The sequence below is a fragment of the Polyangium jinanense genome (assembly GCF_028435265.1).
Classification (GTDB): Bacteria; Myxococcota_A; Polyangia; order Polyangiales; family Polyangiaceae; genus Polyangium; species Polyangium jinanense.
This window is the reverse complement of record NZ_JAGTJK010000018.1, coordinates 129,308-147,037: the sequence shown is the minus strand read 5'-3', so window position 1 is coordinate 147,037 and position 17,730 is coordinate 129,308. Positions and strand designations below refer to the sequence as shown.

Sequence of the window (17,730 nt, the reverse complement as noted above, 5' to 3'; positions counted from 1 at the left end):
GCTCCCACGTTTCTAAAAAAGGGTTTCACGCGAAGAGCTCCGGCAGGGGACCCGAGCCTTTTGCCGGATCGCCGAAGGTCTTGTTGTCGAGGCCGAGGGCGTGGCAGACGGAGACGAGGAGGCGGTTGTGCGGCGCGCCGCCGAAGCTCAGATACCGGCCCGTGGAGAGGCCGCCGCCGCCCGCGAGGACGAACGGCACGGACTTGCAATCGTGGAGGCGGCTGTCGCCGAGCTCCTTGCACCAAAGGACGACGGTGGAATCGAGGAGCATGCCGCCCTGCGGATCGGGCGTGGTGGCGAGGCGCTCGAGGAGGTAGGCGAACTGCTCGGCATACCAGCGCTCGGTGGCGATGAACTCGGCGACGCCCTTGGAGTTACTGTCGTCGCTGTGGGAGAGGCCGTGGTGGCCCTCGGCGACGCCGAGCCAGCTCATGACGACGGGCCCGACGGTGTGGTTCCATTGCACGGACGCGACGCGCGTCATGTCGCAGGCGAGCGCGAGGACGAGCAGATCCATCTGGGATTTGCCGATCGTGGGGAACGCGTCGTTATCGTAGGTGCCGACCGAGGGCGGGGCCGCGGGCGGGGCGCAGAGCGGGCCTTCGAGGCCGGATTCGAGTTTCTTCAGGGATTCGAGGTGCTCGTCGAGTTTCTCGCGCTCCTGCGAGCCGACGCGGCCGCGCAAGGTGCCGAGCTCGCCGCGGAGCAGGTCGAGGATGCTCTTTTTGCGGGCGAGGGCCGCGTCGAGCTCCCCCGGACCGCCGACGGCGTCGCCGAACATGCGGGTATAAACGCTCTTCGGGCTGTCGTCGGGCGGGACGAACTGGCCGGGGCCCGCGTAGGAGATGCGGGTCTGGATGCCGCCGCCCCAGGCGCTCGTCTGCACGCCGAGCTCGAGGGAGGAGAATCGATCGTTCTGGCCGATGCGGGAGGCGACGTATTGATCGAGGCTCTTGCCCGCGGTCTCCGTGCCGACGGTGCCTCCGCCGGTGAGCATGGCGCCCATGCCGGCTTCGTGGTTGTCGACGCCGTGGAAATCGATGCCGTCGCACACGATGAGGCGGCTCTTGTGCGCGGCGAGCGGCTCGAGGATGCTGCCCGCGGGGAACGAGAAGTTCGACCCGCTGCCGCTCGGGCGCCAGTGCTTGTGAATGGTGCCGTTTGGCGAGAAGAACACGACGAGGCGACGGGCCGGCGTCGCGTTTTCGGCGCGAATATCACGCTCGAGGAGGCCGAGGACGGGGGCGGCGACGAGGGCCGCGCCCATGCCCGAGAGGAAGCGTCGACGGTTCCAGTGCTTCATGCCCCGGCCCCATCGCAACGGGCATGCCGGGGCGAGAGGATCAGGAAATCGGCCGGAAACGAAGCGCCCGGGGGAGAGGGGTGATCCGCTCGTTCATGGGGGGGTGATCGGGGCCATCACCCTGGCGCGGGACGATCCGTCGAACGGGAGGGGGCCGCCGAAGAAGGCCGCGGCGCCGCCGGGCAGGGGCGTGATGGCAAAGGCGGTCGTGGGGGTTTTTCCGGGCGAATTCTGGGGGCGGGTGAACCAGAGGACCGTGGCGACGCCCAGGGAGACGACGGACACGCCGAGGGAGACGTTGGCGAGAATGAGCTTGGTACGTACGGGATCGACGAGGTCGTCCGTACAGCGCGGCGCACAGGTCCTGTCGAGGTGATCGTAATCGCTCTTCGCGCTCACGGCGAGGCCGGTGAATGCCGCGGCGCCCGCGAGGGCCACGCCGCCGAGGACGAGGGGCGCGAGGGGAAGGGGGCGCGGCGGAGGCGCGGCGGGCGCAGGGGTTTTGGGCGGAGGAGGCGCGGGGGGCGTGAATCGAACGGAGAGGCGACGGCGGTGTTCGCCTTCGCGGAGGACGATTCGCTCCTCGACGAAAGGGGCGCCCGGCCACTCGTAACGGAGGCGGTGTTCGCCGGGATCGAGGGGGATCGCTTTGCCGTCGAGGGACGCGGCGAGCTCGCGTTCACCTTCGAGGACGCGGACGTTGGTGAGGTCCTGGCCTTCGGGGCCGCGGGCCTCGAGGACGATGGAGGGGGTGCGCTCGTCGAGGTCGGCGAGCCAGTCGGCGCAGTCCTTGCGGATGATGGGCGGACAGGCTTCCGCGGCGCAAGCGAGGAAGCGCTCGCGCGCGGCGAGGAGCTTGCCCTGGTCGCGCAGCTCCTGGCCTTGCTCGGAGGCGTCGGCGCAGGCCTGTTTTTGCTCGTCGGAGGGCCCCGGAGGCGCGGCCGCCGCGGCGCGCGGGCAGGCCCCGACGAGGCCCGCGAGGGCAAAGGGAAGGAGGCAAAGGGGCGCTTGGGAGGGACGCATGGCGCGAGGTCGACGACGGCGGATCCTTCTTTCCTACCGCTCGTGTCCGCCGGCGTCGAGCCTTCCGGTCGAAGCGCCCCGCGGCAGGCCGCGAAGAAGCCGCGCACGAAAGCGCGCGCGCAAAACCTTGCCGCCGAGGAGGCGCCGCCGCATGGAGAGGGACCAACCGGAAACACCGAGGAGAGGTGTGATGGCAAGCGAAGGCGAAGGCGAAGGAACGAGGGACGTGACGGCTCCACCGGAGCCCTCGGCGTTCCACCATGCCTACGAGGAGGGCGTGCACGCGCCCTGGGACATCGGCCGGCCGCAAGCGGACATCGTGGCGCTGGCGGAGGCGGGGGCCTTCCACGGCGACGTGCTCGACGTGGGCTGCGGGCCGGGCGACAACGCGATTTTCCTCGCGGCGCGGGGGCACGCGGTGACGGGGCTCGACATGGTGGAGAACGCGCTTTCGAAGGCCCGGACGCGCGCAGAGCGGAGCTCCGTGCCCGTGCAATTCGTGCGCGGCAATGCGCTGGAGCTCGAGATGCTCGGGCGGACGTTCGATACGGTGCTGGATTCGGGGCTGCTCCACGTGTTCGGCAGCGAGATGCGTCCGCGATACGTGGAGAGCCTTTCGCACGTGGTTCGTCCGGGCGGCATGTATCACGCGCTCGTTTGGAGCGACAAGGAGCCGGGCACGGAGGGGCCGCGGCGGCTCTCGGAGGCGGATCTTCGCGCGGCATTCGCGTCCGGCTGGAAGGTGCGGCAGATCCGGCCGGCGCGGTTCGAGCACATGCTCGGCGGCAAGGGATACGCGGAGGCGTGGCTCGTGTCGATCGAGCGGACGGAGTAATCGATTCCGCCCGCGGCCCGGGCTCGCCCGACCGCGCCGCGGCACGTCCCCTGCAATGCCGGCCTCGTCGGGGGCTCGCATGGTGGCACGATTTACGCGGCGCACGTTCATCGGTTCGGTCGGCGTGGGCCTCGCGCTCACCGCATGTGCATCCACGCGAGACAATGGCGGCGGGTCGGGTTCATCGGATGCGCCGCCGCGCGGGCCGCGTCCCGGCGCGCCGCGAGAAGGGGACATCCCGCTCCCGGCCGGCGCGACGATGCCGACGCGTGTGCTCGGCCGGACGGGCGAGCGCGTGAGCGTGGTGGGGCTCGGGGGGTTCCACGTCGGGATGCAAAAAGACCCCCAGGAGAGCATCCGCATCATCCGGATGGCGCTGGATCACGGGGTCAATTTCCTGGACAACTGCTGGGATTACAACGACGGCGAGAGCGAGCGCCGCATGGGTGTGGCACTCCAGGATGGATACCGGCAGAAGGCGTTCCTGATGACGAAGCTCGACGGCCGCACGCGGCAATCGGCGGCCGAGCAGCTCGATCAATCGCTGAAGCGGCTGCGCACGGACGTGATCGATCTCGTGCAGATCCACGAGGTGATCCGCGGAAGCGATCCGGCGCGGGTCTTCGGGCCGGACGGGATGATGGAGGCGCTCTTCGCGGCGAAGCAGGCCGGAAAGCTGCGGTACATCGGTTTTACCGGGCACAAGGATCCGGCGTACATGGTGGCCATGCTGAAGGCGGGGTTCGAGCACGGGTTCACGTTCGACACGGTGCAGATGCCGCTGAACCCGATGGATGCGCATTACAAGAGCTTCGAGAAGGATGTCTTGCCGGTTCTCGTGGAGCACGACATCGGCGTGCTCGGAATGAAGCCGCTGGCGTCGGGGATCCTGCTCGAGAGCGGCCTGGTGAGCGCGCCGGAATGCCTGCGGTATGCGATGTCCTTGCCGACGTCAGTGGTGATCACGGGCTGTGACACGGCGGGCGTGCTGGAGCAGGCGCTGCATACGGCCTATACGTTCGAGCCGTTGCGCAAGGAGGAGAAGGAGACGCTGCTCGCGCGGACGGCGCCGGCGGGCCGGAGCGGGCAGTACGAGCCGTTCAAGAATACCGAGCGCTTCGACGGGACCGAGAAGAACCCGAAGTGGCTGACGACCGCGGAGCTCTGAATTGCGCGGCAGGGGCTTGTTCGGGTAGTCTCGCAGCCGCCATGATGAACCCCTTCACCCAGGTCTCGACGAATCGCTCTTTCGGCGGCCACCAGAAGGTGCTGCGGCACGAATCACGCGCGCTCGGCTGTAGCATGAACGTGGGCGTCTACCTGCCCCCGCAGGTCGAGTCCGGGCGTTGCCCGGTGCTCTACTGGCTCTCCGGGCTCACGTGCACGGAGCAGAACTTCGTGACGAAGGCAGGCGTGCAGGAGCACGCGGCGCGGCACGGGATCATCGTGGTCGCGCCGGACACGAGCCCGCGCGGCGAGGGCGTGGCGGACGATCCGGCCTACGACCTCGGGCAAGGGGCCGGGTTTTACGTGGACGCGACCGAAGAGCCGTGGGTGCGGCATTATCGGATGCACCAATACGTGGCCGAGGAGCTGCCGGCGCTCGTGGAGGCGCACCTGCCGGCGCTCCCGGACCGTCGGGGGATCTTCGGGCATTCGATGGGCGGGCACGGCGCGCTCGTGCTCGCGCTGAAGCATCCGGGCCGGTATCGATCGGTGTCGGCATTTTCGCCGATCGTGGCGCCGAGCCGGGTGCCCTGGGGCGAAAAAGCGCTCTCCGCGTATCTCGGCGCGGACCGGGAGGTGTGGAAGGCGTGGGACGCGACAGCGCTCGTGCGCGAGGCGAAGGAGCGGCTTTCGATCCTGATCGATCAGGGGGACGCGGATCAATTCCTCGCGCGGGAATTGCAGCCGGAGCTGTTCCGGGAGGCGTGCGAGGCCGCGGGGCATCCGCTGACGCTGCGGATGCAGCCGGGGTATGACCACAGCTATTACTTCATCGCGACGTTCATGCGCGACCACGTGGAGCACCACGCGGCGGCGTTGCGATGAGTCCGATCCCGCCTACCAGGCGGCTCACTTGAAGACGCAGGAAGTGCCCCCGAGCCACTTGATGAAGATGTTCGAGTATTTGTGGTAGGCGCCCGGCTCGCTGGTCCCCTTGTAACGCATATCGTCGCGGTCGTGGCTCGCCTGGCAGTCGGACGCGAACAGCTTCCACGTCGCGACGCCCCCGTCCGAGACCCAGTAGGTGAGCTTGGTCTCCCAGGGATCCGACGGCGTCTCCTTCTGGAACGCCTCGAACAGCGTTTGGCCATTACACGAGAGGACGTGCTCCTTGGCCGCGCACGCGGTGGCGTACGGCGGACCGTAGTCGTCCGCGACCGGGTTGGTGCTCGCCGTGTGCTGGTGCGCCGTCACGGTGTCGGAGCTCGTCCAGAGGTGAAGCGAGCAATCGGCATAGTCCTCGACGTACTCCTCGATGAACGGGACGAAGGAGTTGTTCCAGCCGTACGTATAGGACCACTCGGTCGGGTTGTCGCAGTAGTAGCTCCCCACCATCGTCATGGGCGACGGCGTCTTCGGGACGCCGAGCGTGAACGGCTTCAGCGGCCGGTACTCCTCCATCGTGCGGGCGCCCCGATCGACGGCTGCGACGAGCTCGTCGGGCAACGCCATGTTCTCGGGTGCCACGGCGCGCAGGACCTCGGTGGGCGTCGTGTACGTATCGAGCACGCTCACCGCGCTCCCATCGGCGGGGAGCTCTTCCAGGACGCCCGTTTTCCCATTGCCCATGGCGCAGAACACGTACGTGGCGCCGGAGCGGGCATGCACCACGGCGAGGGTCTGATCCCCACACGGGGCGCTGTTGTCGCGGGCCTCCGGCTCCGGGAGGGCGCGCGCAGACGGCCCGTAGAAATCACCGTCGCCATTGAGCCGAGCGGACTCGGTATCGGCCATCGTCGGGACGAACGCCTCGTTCTCCGAGGTGTCCACGCCGACGCAGGCCATCGTGGAGGCTGCGAGAAGCAGGGGGAAGGTCAATGCGAGGCTGCCGGCCTTGGTGAGGGTCGTCTTGCTCATTGGAATCGTGCTCCCGGTTGTGGCCATTGCATCGTGGCCCGTGTGACCGAGTGCATCGCAACGAGCGTGCCGGAGCGCGTGACCCGTCGAAGAAGCCGATTTCCGAGGCGCGCGCGCGCCGGCAGGGGAGCGTTGTCACGCCCGCGTGACGGCGGGCGTCACGGCGGCGTACCAGTGTCACGACCGCGCAACAGGGTCGTCCTCTACCGCCTCGGATCGACCTGTTTCCCACGGGCGCGACGTAAAACCTCCTCGGCCACGAAGGCGGCGACATCCGAAGGCTTCGTGCCGGGGCCGAAGCCGCCTTCGTAGCCGAGCTCGAGCGCGAGCTTGTTGTCGATGCGCGGACCGCCGAGCAGCAGCAGGAAGTTGTCGCGGACGCCTTGTTTCTTCAGGAGATCGATGAGCGCCGCCGCGTTTTCCTTGTGGCAGTTGCGCTGCGTGATGACCTGCGAGACGAGGATCGCGTCGGCCCCGAGCGCCTTCGCGCGCTCGGCGAGCTCGACGTTCTCGACCTGCGCGCCGAGGTTGTGCGCGTCGAAGCACTTGTAGCTCTCGAGGCCCTTTTCCCCGGCGAATCCCTTGTAATTGAGGATCGCGTCGATTCCGACGGTATGCGCGTCCGAGCCGGTGCAGGCGCCGACCACGACGATCTTGCGGCCGAGCTCCTTGCCCATGGCCTCGATCTGCTCGCGGGAGAGCGGCTTCGCGGCGAGCTCGGCGACGTCGATGGTGTCGACGTCGATCTGGTGCGCGGAGTGCCCGTACGCCACGAAATACGTGTGCTGCTGCGAGCATTGCTCCATCGTGGTGATGAGCGGGTCTTTCAGGCCGTGGGCCTCGGCGAAGCGCTTCGCCGCCTCCCGCGCGCGATCCCCGGGCAGGAGCGCGAGCGTGAAGGTCATTTGCACCATCCCGTCGCCTTCACGGTCTCCGTAAGCGCGTAGCCATTTCGCCATGGTCAGCGGCCTCCTTCGAGCTCGTCGAGGATCGGGTTCAAATACTCGGGATCACGCGCCACCACGCCGGCGTGCCCCTTTCCGCCCGTGCGCTTGCGCTTCACGTCGCCGAACGCGCCCCGGCCGATCGCGTCCCAGATGCCTTCGCCCTTCACCTGGGCCAGAAGCTCGTGCGCGTTGTGCAGCACCTCCTTCGCGCGCCGCTCCACGATGCCGCCGGGCTTCCACTGGATCTCGTCGCCGAGGTGCCTGGCCGTGCCGAAGATGTATTTCGCGCTCTTCAACGAGAGGAATCGGTCCATGAGCAGGGGCGTGTGGATCGCCTCGCTGAACATGCCGAGCAGCTCGATCGACTGGTGCGTCATGATGCCCGCGAGGTTGAACATCGCGTCGTGCACGTGGCTGTGGAAGACGTCGCCCGTCTTGAATTTCGTGGGCGGCATCCACTTGATCGGGTGCTTGTCGAAGATCTGCCGAATGAGCTGGGCTTGCGCGACCTCGAAGAGGAAGCTGTCCTCGAGCCAAGGGTCGATCTCGAATGCGTGCCCGAGGCCCATCTGCTCGTCCGAGAGCCCCGCCCGCCGCGCGAACGCCTCGTTGATGAACTGCGAGGCGAGCACGGTGTGGGCTTTTTCGACCGCGTCCGCCGTCGTGAGGTAATTGTCCTCGCCCGTGTTGATGACGATGCCGCTCCTCGCCACGATCCGGCGCGAGAAGTATTGATCGACGAACGTCCGCTCCATGTTGATGTCGCGGAAGAGGATCCCGTACATCGCGTCGTTGAGGAGCATGTCGAGCCGCTCGACCGCCGCCATCCACGCGATTTCGCTCATGCACAAGCCCGACGAGTAGTTCGTCTGGGCGAGGTATTTGCCGGTCTCCTCGCTCGCCTCGTCCGCGGCCTTGCGGATGATGCGGAAGTTCTCCTGCGTGGCGTACGTCCCGCCATACCCCTCGGTCGTCGGGCCCTCGGGCACGTAATCGAGGAGCGATTGCGCCGTCGCGCGGATGACCGCGACGATGTCCGCCCCGGCGAACTTCGCGGCCTTGGCCTGGACCGCGTCGTCGTAGATGTTGCCGGTCGCGACGATGACGTATTTGAGCGGGAGCTCGGGCTCGGGGAAGCGGCTCTTGAACCGCGTGCGCGCGTGCCGAGCTTCGTCGATGCGGGCGATCGCCTTCTGCGTTTCGAGCTCGAGGGCGCCGCGGCATTCGTTCGTGGTGGGGCCGCCCTCGACGTCGAGCGAGGCGCCGCCGTAGGCGATCTGCTCGGCCGCCTCCTGCGCGGAGCTCGCGCCTTCGACGAGCGCGCGTCCGAGGAAGTAGGCGACGCCGCGGCCCGTGTGCCCCGCCTTGTGGATGCGGTCGACGAGCGCGTTCGCGAGCGGCGTGCCCTCGGGATCCGCGCCCGTGACGCCGTAGGCGCGCGCGACGGTGCGCTCGAGGCCCACGGTGGTGTGGCGGTCGATGAAGCGCTGGACGTCGTCGGCGATCGCGGCCGCCGCTGCGCGGCACGCGTCGACGGTCGCGTGATCGAGGGGGACCTTGGCCATGGCGCTCCGAGATGGCGCGGATGGGGTCGATTGTCAATGACGCGCGCTCGGGCCCGGAAGCCGCGCCGCAGCGCGTGATCCGAGGCCTCATCGAGCGAGCGGCGCGATGGTAAGCTGACGCCGTGCACGTCTCCGCGAAACCCCCGCTCGCCGTGGCAAAGCTCGTCTGGCAGCCACGCCCGGACGCCTTCGTGATGACGGTCCTCTGCAAGGCCACGTACGCGCTGCGAAACGGGCCGTGCGAGCTCCTCGGTACGCCGGACGCGCCGCAGACGATCGACGTGTACTGGCAGGATGGTTCGCCGCGCAGCATCCGCCTGCCGAACGATCTCGCGCCGTTCAAGCGGCACGTGGACGTGATGGTCGTGGGGCATGCGTGGGCGCCCCATGGCCAGGCCGTGCCGTCGCTCGTCGCGCGTCTCGCGGTGGGCGGCGTGAACAAGGCGATCGTGGTGTACGGCGATCGGTACTGGCTGCCGGAAGGGAGGCTTTCGGACGCGGTGCCGTTCACGCGGATGCCTCTGCGTTGGATGCGCGCGGCGGGCGGGCCGAGATCGTGGAATCCCGTGGGGATCCCGCCGTGCGTCGATGCGACGACGCCGGGACATCCGCCGAATTTCGAGCCGGTGGGTTTCGTATTGCGGAGCCCCACGCAGGAGATTCCGTCGGTCGGGCTCGGGCCGATCGCGGCGCGGTGGCCGACGCGCGCCGAGCACCTGCGCGCGCATCGCAATGCGTGGTCGCACGAGGCGTGGCACGAGCAGCCGCTGCCCGCGGGCGTGGATGCGTCGTACTGGAACGCGGCGCCGAAGGACCAGCAGATCACCGAGCTTCCGGCCCAGGCGCAGATCCTCCTCGAACACCTGCACCCGGAGCTGCCGCGGATGATCGCGGTGGTCGAGGATATCCGGCCGCGAGCGATGGTGACGCGGAGCGGGGGCGGCCCGCAGGAAGTGTGGTTGCGCGCGGATACGCTGCTGATCGATACGGATCGAGGGGTCTGCAGCGTGACGTGGCGCGCGGCGGTGCCGCTCCGGCACGCGAAGGAAGATGGGGTCGTCGTGGTTGCGCCGACGCGGGGGATCGCGGCGGCGAGTGTCGTGCCGAGTGTCGTGCCGAGCCCGGCGCCGAGCGTCCCGCCAAGCGTTCCGCCGAGTGTCCCGCAGGCCCCGGCGATGCCCGAGAGGCCTCGCGGCCCACGCACGATCACGATGCTGACCGACACGGCCCCGAAGCCTGCGGCCGCGCTTCCCTTCACGCCCTCGAGCACGCCGGCGATGCCTCCGCCCGAGCCGCGGCGTGAACGCCCGCCCGTGTCGTTCACGCGGGACGACGACGAGCCGACGCTGACCGGAAACGTGAGCAAACCCGAGGGGTTTTCGACCCTGCCGTTCCAGCGCTCGCCGCTGCGCCCGCTCCCGGAGAGCCATCCGGCGCCCGCGCCCGCCGTGGCGAAGACCCTGCCGCTGATCGATCCGGACGACGATGGGACCGAGACGCGTGTCCCGGAGGCGAGGGCCGTGGCGGCCGCGCCGCTGCCATTCGTCGCGGCGGGCGCAATCGATCCGGACGACGATGGCACGCGGACGCTCGTCCCCACGGCGAAGCCCGCGGCGTCGCCCGCGCTGCCCTTTCGCCCAGCCACGCCGGCCCCGGCGGCGGACGAGCCCGAGCCGGAGACCGAGCGAAAGCCGAAGATTCCGCCCGATGCAGCGCTGCCGTTCGGAAAACCGAGCCCCACGGCGACGCCGCTCTTCGTCCTCTCGGCGCCGGGAGCCATGGTCACGCCGTCGGGAGCCATGGTTACGCCGTCGGGAGCCATGGTTACGCCGTCGGGAGCCATGGTTACGCCGTCGGGAGCTATGGTTACGCCGTCGGGAGCCATGGTCACGCCGTCGGGAGCCATGGTTACGCCGTCGGGAGCCATGGTTACGCCGTCGGGAGCCATGGTCACGCCGTCGGGAGCCATGGTTACGCCTTCGGGAGCCATGGTTACGCCGTCGGGAGCCATGGTCACGCCGTCCGGAGCCATGGTCACCTCCCCGAGCGCAGCCGCGCCGCGCGGGGAGCTCTCGATCGAGCGATATGCGCGGATCAAGGTCGATCTCTGGGGCGCGCGCGACGCGCTGCACGAGGTGCTTTCGCGCTACGGAATCGACGAGGTCGCGTGGCGCGTGCACGAGCGGCAGCAAGCAGAAGCACTCGCGGGCGAGGCGCGCGAGGGCCGCTGTGACCTCGCCCTCGCGCTCTGCGCCGCGTTCGAGGCCGCAAAGGCCCCAGGCGTCGCGCCGCCACCCCTCGGCGGGATCGCGTGATGCGCGAGGAAGCGATCCGCACGCGCCGCGGACTCGTATAGAATCCGAGGCCTCTGGAGGAGCCATGAAGCGTGCCACCAACGTGCGCGGGATCGAAGCAGCGTCGGCGAAACGGGGGCCGCGGCTCCAGCCCGTGCCGGGGCCGGCCCGGCGTCCGGCATTGTTCACGGCCGAGGTGCACGCACTCCGCGAGGACGGCGTCGTGCTCGGAATCGGCTCCACGACCGCACCCGCAAAGCTCGATCCGTCGGTCCACCCAACCGTGATCGAAGGCGCCCGCGCGCGATGCGAGCGCGTGCTCGTCGAGGAAGGCGCGGACGGCACGCTCGTCGTGATCGGCGCGCTACGCACGCAGCCGACGCCCGGCGTAGACGCGGCCGAGAGCTACACCATCAAGGCGAAGCGGATCGCGCTCGACGCCGGCGAGGAGCTCTCGCTCTCGGCGCAGACCGCAGCCGTCGTGCTGCGCGCGATCGGCGAGGTCGAGACGTACGCCGAGCGGATCCTGTCGCGCGCGGAAGGCGTGCACAAGATCGTCGGGCGCATGCTGCGCTTGAATTGATCAGGTTTGCCGGGGCAATGCATCGCGGGCCGCCGCGAGCGCGCGCTCCTGGACGACGATCCAGCCCGCGACGTCGAGGTGCACCGCTCTGCGGGTCACGAGCGCGAGCTCGCGTGCGAGGATCGGCCGTTCGCCTTGGCGCGTTCCGCGCGCCGTGAGCTCGGTGAGGATCGCGGACGGCGTCCACGGCTGGCCAAATCGCATGCGGGGGTTGTCGAGGGGCCGTCGCTCCTCGAACGCGCGTAGCCATGCTGCGAGCCGCTCCTCGAAGTCGCCGCCCGCGAGCGCGCCGGGGCGTGGTGCCGAGCCGCCGCCGATTCGCTCAAGGGCCTGCCCGATTCGATCTGCCTCGTCGAATGCCCCGTTCGCGGCTGCGCGGCGGATGCCTTCGATGAGAACGGGCACGTGGTCGGGGTGCCCGTGCCAGCCGAGCCAGGGCAAACCCTCGCGATCGAGGCTCGCTTCGGTGCCGAGGAGGTTCCGATCGAAGGGGCTGCCGAGGAGGCACAGGGCTTCGAGGGCGATGCGGCGTGCGCGCAAGGCCGCGACGTCGTCCGTGCGGGGACGCTGGAGCAAGGCGCGGAGGTGCTTCGGGCCGCGGGCGTCGCCGAGCGTGGTGAGGGCCGCGGCGGCGCTTGCGCCGGTGTCGGGGTCCGGGCTGTCGAGCAGGCGCGCGAGCAGCGGCGTGGCCGCCTGTGCGGGCAAACGCGCCGCGAGGTCGATCGCCTTGTCGAGCACGGCCGGCGAAGGTGAGGGCCGCATGAGGAGCAGCACCGCGCTCGCCATGTCCACGCGGCCGCGCCGCGCCATCGCGGAGAGCGCGACCTCGACGAGCGCGGGATCGTCCTCGCGACAGAGCTCGACGAGGGTGCGATCGATCGCCTCGTTCGAGCCGAGCGCGAATGCATCGACGAATGCCGGGTACGTCCGTGGGTGCGAGCGGCGCAGTGCCAGCACGACCCAGCGCATCGCCGTCTCCGAGGCGAGACAGGAGAGCGTGAAGGCGAGCGCGAAGGTCCGGCCGAAATCGGGCACGACCCACTCGATGGCGTATGCGAAGAGCGACTCCACGAGCCCGAGCGAGGGCGCGGCTGGATCGAGCGGCCGTTCGAGCGCGACGAGCGCGTCGAGGTTGTCGAGCAGGCGCTGCTCGAAGGGGCCGGCGTCGACCCAGGGCTCGTGATCGTAGAGCCTGCGCAGGCTGCCGAGGCTTGCGATGTCCTCGAAGCAGTCGCGCGCGAGGGCGCGGATCTGCGCGAGCTCCCCCGCGGCGCCCCGCGACGCTGCGAGCAGGGCCCGCCCGCGTGCCCCTTCGGCGGCCGTCGCCTCCTCGCGCGAGAGCACCCGCGGCGGCGGCACGACGACCGGATGTGCCCGCGGGACGCCCACGCTCGCGACGATCTCCTCGTTCTGCGTGGCTTCCGCGGCCGCCCCCAGGGCCCGCGCCGGCAGCCGTCCGCGCAGCCGCTCGCTCGCGTCTGCGAGCCAGCGCGCCGCGCCCTCGATGCGGTTTGCCACCACCTCGTCGAGCGAGATCCGCTCGCGCGCCGCCTTCAGCGCGGTTGAGGTGCGCGACAGGGCTTCGAGCGCGTCCAGGTCGCGCGGTTCGTCCGCGACGAGGCGGGTCAGGAGCGCGATCCCCTCGCGGAGCGCCTCGGCGAGCTCGGCCGTGTCCGATCGATCGGCGATCGCGAGCAGGCTGTCTTCGAGCGCGGACCGCACGCCTTCGAGCAGCGGGCGCGTCGATGTCGTTCCGGGCAAACCTTGCAGCATCATGGCGCCCCCAGGGCGAAGGCGCCGCGGGCGGGGCCCTCGGACGCGAGCGTGACGAGCGCCTCCGGTGCCGGGGCGAACCCCAGGCGAAACGCCATGCACGCGTACGCTGCGTGCACGGCACCGCTCGCCGCGCCCACGTCGCCGAGCTCGTCGTAGAGGCGCGTCTCGATCGTCTTGGCCTCGTCGAAGGCCGATCGGTTCCGGATGCGCACGAAGCTCCACTCTTTCACGCGGTGCCGCTCCCCGTTCACGTCCGGCAGGACCCACGGCACGGGCGCGCGCATCGCCCCGGCGACGCGGAGCGCGACCTCTGTCGCGGCCTCGCCGATCTCCGTCCCGTCCTCGCGCTCCATCCCCGTCGCGACTGCGAGCACGCGCGCGATCGGCGGGGCCGCATCCTGCCGCGCGAGCACCACGAACGCCGCGGCCTCCGACGGGATGAAGCCGTTCCACGCCCCCTCGGCGTGCAGCCGCCGCTCCTTGTCGAGCGCCGCGAGCACGGCCGGATCATGGTGGCTGTCGACGCCGCCCACGACCACGCACGGGCCCGCTCCCGGCGCCGCGAGCGCCGCGAGGCCCCGCGCGAGCGCCGCGGCGAAACCCGCGTGCCCCAGCACCACGGCCTCCGAGGCCGCGAGCGCGACGGCCACGCCCGCGCGTTTGCCGAGGACGTCGAGGAAGTCCGGCCCGAGCGGCTCCTCCTCCTCCGCGCGTCGCGGCGGCAGCGAGAGGAACAGCGGGATCGGCCCTTTCGCCGCGCCGATCCCGCGCGTCGCCTCCACGAGCGCCGGCGCCGCGAGCTCGATCAGCCGCTCGCGCCCCTTGCAGGCGTCGTCGATGCGGATCGCGCGCACGTCTCCGATGGAGTTTCCGCGCCGATCCCGGTGCCCGGTTTTCCCGGGCGAGAGCTTGCGCGCGCGCAGCATGAGCGCCGACTGCCGCGCGTCGAGCCCGAGCGGCGTTGACATCCCCACGCCCGCGACGAGGCCCATCGTGGTCATCGACCGCCCTCCTCACGCGCCCCGCCTTCACCGAGCTTCGGCCCTTCGCGCGGTGTCTCTTCCTCCGCCATGAGGCGCGCGAGCTCCGCGGCGAACGCCTTGTCCTCGGCCGCCTTCTCGCGGAAGCGCCATTCGAGCCGCCCGAAGGCCGCGATCCCGAGCCCCGCCTTCGCGAGCACCTGCGTCGGATCCTCGCGCTTCATCTTCGCCGCGATCGCCACGAATTCCTTGGGCGTGATCGCGGCCTCCCGCGGCGTCGCGAGCGCCTGCGAGGCGCGCCGGTAGGCCCGGACGTACTCCCCGCTCGGCCCGCCGTCGGCCTCCTCGCGCACGCTCGCGAGCCGCTGCGCCCACGCGCGTTCCTCGATCCCCCAGGTGTACTCGTCGATCCTGTGCTTCGCGAGCACCTCGCCGCGAGGCCATCGCTGCTCGGCGAGCTCCGCCGCGACCTGCGCGGCCTCGTGCGGCTGCATCTCCGGCTCGGCGGCGTTCGGGTGTCCCCACGTTTCGTAGCGAGCCATCAGGAGCTCCTCCTGCCGCAGGGCGGGCGGATCCTCGCCCTTCAGCACATCCTCGCGCTCCACCGCGAAGCGGAACCGCCCGCGCGGCAGCTCCCGCAAAACATCGTCCCACGCGCCCGCCGCGTCCTCGCTCCAGCGCCGGGGAGGGGCCCAGCCGATCACGATCCGGTCCACGTCGAGGTGTGGTTTGTCCGTGGTCTCGACGAGCCCGCGAAAGGTCACGTCCACCGTCGATTGATCCAGGTCGATCGCGACGCCGTCGAGGAAGAGCTGCACGTCCCCGCGGCGCACGCGGGCGGAGCTGTAGTCCACGAGCGCGCGCGGCACGTACGCCGGCAGCGCGATCTCCCACGTCGCCGCGGGATCCGGCCCGAGCCCCGCGAGGTAGATCGAGGTCACTTCTTCGACCTCGTACGAAATCTCCGGCGTCCCCGCCTGGTAGACGCTCAGGTCGAACTTCTCCGGGTGCAGGAAATCGTGCCTCGATCCGTCGTGACAGGCCTCCGGCCCGAGATCGATCTCACGGCCGTGCGGCGTCCGCGTATACGGCGGCCGGAGCGGGATCCGCCCGGGTTTGTCCGCTTGCACCAGGAAGGGAAGGCGCCGCGCCCCGAGGCCCACCTCGGCGAGGCGCGGCAGCGCGCTCGGCCCGAGCGTGCCCGAAGGCATGGGGACGATCTCCACGTGCCCCGCGAGCGTCAGATCGACCGCGAGGCGCAAGGGAACGAAATCGTCGATCCGCACGGGCTCACCGGGCGCGCTCGGACCTGCGTGCAGGCGCCGCGGCGGCGCGGGTTCGAGCGGGATCGACCGATGCGTCGCGCTCCGATCGAAGCGGAACGTGGCGACGACGAAGATCGTGAGCCAGTTCCGATCGACGGCCCAGGGCAAGACGCCGACGTGACAAGGCAGGGGTTTGGCGTGGCGCTCTCCGGCGGGACGAACCGGCGACTCCGCGACGAGGATGCGGCGAAAAGGCTCGGCCTTGGGCATCAGTTGCTGATGAGGGTTGCGAGGTCCGTCTTCTTGAACTCGGTCTTGAGGCAATCGGGCCACCACTCACCGGTCTGCTCGTAGCTGTAGAACCAGACGTCGATCTTGATGAGACCCGTGAGCCCCGCCTTGAGCTCGCCGTCGTCCGACTTGAGCGCGAGGCCGGCGTCGCTCGCCTCGAGCAGCAGCGCCCATTCCGCCTGGACCTGGATGCGGCCCTCGATCTGAAGCCAATCACGCACCTGGACGCGGATGAAGGCGTAGATCTTGACCTCGACCGGCAGCTTCACCCCCGCCGTGTCCCATTGCCAGCCGCGCGCCTTCGTCCATTTGAACGAGATGTACGCCGCGGCGGAGATGCTCACCTCGACGCCGAACCCGATGCTCGCCTCGGCGCCCATGCGCTGGATGATCCAGCCGACCGCGCTCGCCGCGACGCCGCCGACGAACGGGACGATGGCGAGGAAGTTCGTGAGCGGGCAGCTCGCCTCGAACGTGAGCTCGAAGAGGAGGCCGCTGACGCTGACCTCCGCGGTGCGCACCATCCGGTAGAGATCCGCGTCCTCGCCCGGCTCCCACTTGAACTGGATCTCGACCTTGAAGTCGTCGCCGGGGGCCTTGATGCTGCCCTCGGTCTCGACCCTGCCGAGGCGCGCGAACTGCTGGACGGTTTCGAGGCTGCGGTTGATCCAGCGGCCCACGCGAATGATGGGCTCGAGCGGGAGCTCGAACGTGAACTCCCCCTCGGGATAACAGTGCACCTCGTAGCTGACCCCGCCGCTGCACGCGCGGCCGGTGATCAGGATCCGCACCGGGTTCTGGTACGCGCGCCAGGCCCAGAGGAACTCGGCCAGCGTGCGCAGGTTGTTCAGCGCCGCTTCCTCGAGCTGTTTGTCGCGCTGGACCTGCTGGTACGCCTGCCGCCCGTCCTGGTTCTCGACCCGCGACGAGCCACGCGCCGCCGCGTTCTGCTGCGCGTAGCGGTTCTTGTCGTTGATCCGCCGGCGCTTCGTCGCGTCCGAATCGTTCTGCGAAATTTCGCCGGAGAACTCGATCGGGCCGCCATACGGCGGGTTCCAATCCTCGCCGAGCGTGATCTCGTCGCCCTCCATCTCGCCCGTCTTCTCGGGGATCGCCGCGCCGAGCGCGGTGAGGCCGCCCGATCGGGTGAGCAGCCACTTCATGTGCGGCGGCTGAACACAATCCGGCGGCGCGTCGGGCACCTTCGCGTTTTTCCGCTTCGCGACGATCTTGATCTCGTCGCCGCGCTTGATGTCGATCTGCGGCATGTTGCCGACGAACGGGGCTTCCTCGTCTCCGCCCTTGATCTCCGACGTGTCGTAGGAGCAGCGCTTGAAGAACTCCTCGGGGTTGTCCGTGAGCAACTCCGGCGGCACGTCCTGCAGGATCTTGCCCGTCGTGTTCGAGTGGTTCTGCGTCGTGGGATCATCGGTCCGCGCGGGCGGTTTGCCCTCGGCGCGGACGTCGGGCGAGCCGGCCGTGGCCCGCGCCTCCTCGCGGTACGTGCCGCTGACGACGCCGCCGCCCGAGTCCCCGTGCGCGGGATCGCTCGGCGTGATCGCCTCGCCCACGCGCACGACGTTGCCGTTCTGGAAGAGCGTTTTTCCGGACGTGTGCTCGACGGCCTTGTCCGTCGTCACGTGGTTGATGTGCGGCACGGGCTTCTGCTTCGGCGGATCGAAGCAGACGTCCGTCGGGCCGATCGTCATCGCGGTGTGCTCGCTGGTCTTCGTCGTGACGCCGCGGTCTTCGTTCGTAACGGTCGCGCCCATCGCTCGTTCCTC

General features: G+C 69.9%; 14 protein-coding genes. 5 read left to right on the top strand and 9 right to left on the bottom strand.

Annotation, left to right across the window (positions count from 1 at the left end; translation table 11 throughout):
• Nucleotides 1-25: 25 nt before the first annotated feature.
• Complete coding sequence (locus KEG38_RS28540; protein WP_272418684.1) at nt 26-1,303, bottom strand: DUF1552 domain-containing protein; 1,278 nt, start codon at nt 1,301-1,303, stop codon at nt 26-28.
• A 93-nt stretch (nt 1,304-1,396) separates the two neighbouring features.
• Nucleotides 1,397-2,326, bottom strand: coding sequence for a hypothetical protein (locus KEG38_RS28535; protein WP_272418685.1), 930 nt, complete (start codon nt 2,324-2,326; stop codon nt 1,397-1,399).
• A 190-nt stretch (nt 2,327-2,516) separates the two neighbouring features.
• Here KEG38_RS28535 and KEG38_RS28530 point away from each other — a divergent pair, with 190 nt between their 5' ends.
• The 3 genes from KEG38_RS28530 (at nt 2,517) to fghA (ending at nt 5,213) form a co-directional block, all read left to right on the top strand.
• The gene (locus KEG38_RS28530) at nt 2,517-3,161 is read left to right on the top strand and encodes a class I SAM-dependent methyltransferase (RefSeq protein WP_272418686.1); all 645 of its coding nucleotides are present in this window, start codon (nt 2,517-2,519) and stop codon (nt 3,159-3,161) included.
• A 79-nt stretch (nt 3,162-3,240) separates the two neighbouring features.
• Nucleotides 3,241-4,329: an aldo/keto reductase gene (locus tag KEG38_RS28525; RefSeq protein WP_272418687.1), complete on the top strand. Its 1,089-nt coding sequence runs from the start codon at nt 3,241-3,243 to the stop codon at nt 4,327-4,329.
• A 41-nt stretch (nt 4,330-4,370) separates the two neighbouring features.
• Entirely contained in the window at nt 4,371-5,213 is an 843-nt protein-coding gene (gene fghA / locus KEG38_RS28520; protein ID WP_272418688.1) for an S-formylglutathione hydrolase, read from the top strand.
• Nucleotides 5,214-5,237: 24 nt separating this feature from the next.
• Here fghA and KEG38_RS28515 read toward each other — a convergent pair whose 3' ends face one another.
• The 3 genes from KEG38_RS28515 to kamD all read right to left on the bottom strand — a co-directional run bounded on the left by KEG38_RS28515 (nt 5,238) and on the right by kamD (nt 8,757).
• Nucleotides 5,238-6,245, bottom strand: coding sequence for a hypothetical protein (locus KEG38_RS28515; RefSeq protein WP_272418689.1), 1,008 nt, complete (start codon nt 6,243-6,245; stop codon nt 5,238-5,240).
• 203 nt (nt 6,246-6,448) lie between these two features.
• On the bottom strand, nt 6,449-7,204 hold the full coding sequence (kamE, locus tag KEG38_RS28510) for a lysine 5,6-aminomutase subunit beta (RefSeq protein ID WP_272418690.1): 756 nt from the start codon (nt 7,202-7,204) through the stop codon (nt 6,449-6,451).
• Between the two features lie 2 nt (nt 7,205-7,206).
• Nucleotides 7,207-8,757 (bottom strand): lysine 5,6-aminomutase subunit alpha, encoded by a 1,551-nt coding sequence (gene kamD / locus KEG38_RS28505; RefSeq protein WP_272418691.1) that lies wholly within the window; start codon nt 8,755-8,757, stop codon nt 7,207-7,209.
• A gap of 122 nt (nt 8,758-8,879) precedes the next feature.
• Between kamD and KEG38_RS28500 the strand changes: the two genes are divergently transcribed.
• Nucleotides 8,880-11,072: a DUF2169 family type VI secretion system accessory protein gene (locus KEG38_RS28500; RefSeq protein ID WP_272418692.1), complete on the top strand. Its 2,193-nt coding sequence runs from the start codon at nt 8,880-8,882 to the stop codon at nt 11,070-11,072.
• A gap of 64 nt (nt 11,073-11,136) precedes the next feature.
• The gene (locus KEG38_RS28495) at nt 11,137-11,634 is read left to right on the top strand and encodes a hypothetical protein (protein WP_272418693.1); all 498 of its coding nucleotides are present in this window, start codon (nt 11,137-11,139) and stop codon (nt 11,632-11,634) included.
• On the opposite strand, the gene KEG38_RS28490 is transcribed toward KEG38_RS28495, so the two are convergent.
• The 4 genes from KEG38_RS28490 to KEG38_RS28475 are packed head-to-tail and all read right to left on the bottom strand — an operon-like array spanning nt 11,635 to nt 17,718.
• Nucleotides 11,635-13,410: a HEAT repeat domain-containing protein gene (locus KEG38_RS28490; RefSeq protein ID WP_272418694.1), complete on the bottom strand. Its 1,776-nt coding sequence runs from the start codon at nt 13,408-13,410 to the stop codon at nt 11,635-11,637.
• The gene (locus tag KEG38_RS28485; protein WP_272418695.1) at nt 13,407-14,411 is read right to left on the bottom strand and encodes a hypothetical protein; all 1,005 of its coding nucleotides are present in this window, start codon (nt 14,409-14,411) and stop codon (nt 13,407-13,409) included. The genes KEG38_RS28490 and KEG38_RS28485 overlap by 4 nt, the downstream gene beginning before the upstream one ends.
• Nucleotides 14,408-15,925 carry a hypothetical protein gene (locus KEG38_RS28480; protein ID WP_272418696.1) on the bottom strand — a complete coding sequence of 506 codons (1,518 nt, stop codon included), beginning with the start codon at nt 15,923-15,925 and terminating at the stop codon, nt 14,408-14,410. Before KEG38_RS28480 ends, KEG38_RS28485 begins: the two co-directional genes overlap by 4 nt.
• The gene (locus KEG38_RS28475; protein WP_272418697.1) at nt 15,925-17,718 is read right to left on the bottom strand and encodes a PAAR-like domain-containing protein; all 1,794 of its coding nucleotides are present in this window, start codon (nt 17,716-17,718) and stop codon (nt 15,925-15,927) included. Before KEG38_RS28475 ends, KEG38_RS28480 begins: the two co-directional genes overlap by 1 nt.
• Nucleotides 17,719-17,730 lie beyond the last annotated feature (12 nt).

Coding starts and splice junctions, on each gene's coding strand:
- KEG38_RS28540 (WP_272418684.1), bottom strand. CDS start 1,303: ATGAAGCACTGGAACCGTCGACGCTTCCTCTCGGGCATGGGCGCGGCC.
- KEG38_RS28535 (WP_272418685.1), bottom strand. CDS start 2,326: ATGCGTCCCTCCCAAGCGCCCCTTTGCCTCCTTCCCTTTGCCCTCGCG.
- KEG38_RS28530 (WP_272418686.1), top strand. CDS start 2,517: ATGGCAAGCGAAGGCGAAGGCGAAGGAACGAGGGACGTGACGGCTCCA.
- KEG38_RS28525 (WP_272418687.1), top strand. CDS start 3,241: ATGGTGGCACGATTTACGCGGCGCACGTTCATCGGTTCGGTCGGCGTG.
- fghA (WP_272418688.1), top strand. CDS start 4,371: ATGATGAACCCCTTCACCCAGGTCTCGACGAATCGCTCTTTCGGCGGC.
- KEG38_RS28515 (WP_272418689.1), bottom strand. CDS start 6,245: ATGAGCAAGACGACCCTCACCAAGGCCGGCAGCCTCGCATTGACCTTC.
- kamE (WP_272418690.1), bottom strand. CDS start 7,204: ATGGCGAAATGGCTACGCGCTTACGGAGACCGTGAAGGCGACGGGATG.
- kamD (WP_272418691.1), bottom strand. CDS start 8,757: ATGGCCAAGGTCCCCCTCGATCACGCGACCGTCGACGCGTGCCGCGCA.
- KEG38_RS28495 (WP_272418693.1), top strand. CDS start 11,137: ATGAAGCGTGCCACCAACGTGCGCGGGATCGAAGCAGCGTCGGCGAAA.
- KEG38_RS28490 (WP_272418694.1), bottom strand. CDS start 13,410: ATGATGCTGCAAGGTTTGCCCGGAACGACATCGACGCGCCCGCTGCTC.
- KEG38_RS28485 (WP_272418695.1), bottom strand. CDS start 14,411: ATGACCACGATGGGCCTCGTCGCGGGCGTGGGGATGTCAACGCCGCTC.
- KEG38_RS28480 (WP_272418696.1), bottom strand. CDS start 15,925: ATGCCCAAGGCCGAGCCTTTTCGCCGCATCCTCGTCGCGGAGTCGCCG.
- KEG38_RS28475 (WP_272418697.1), bottom strand. CDS start 17,718: ATGGGCGCGACCGTTACGAACGAAGACCGCGGCGTCACGACGAAGACC.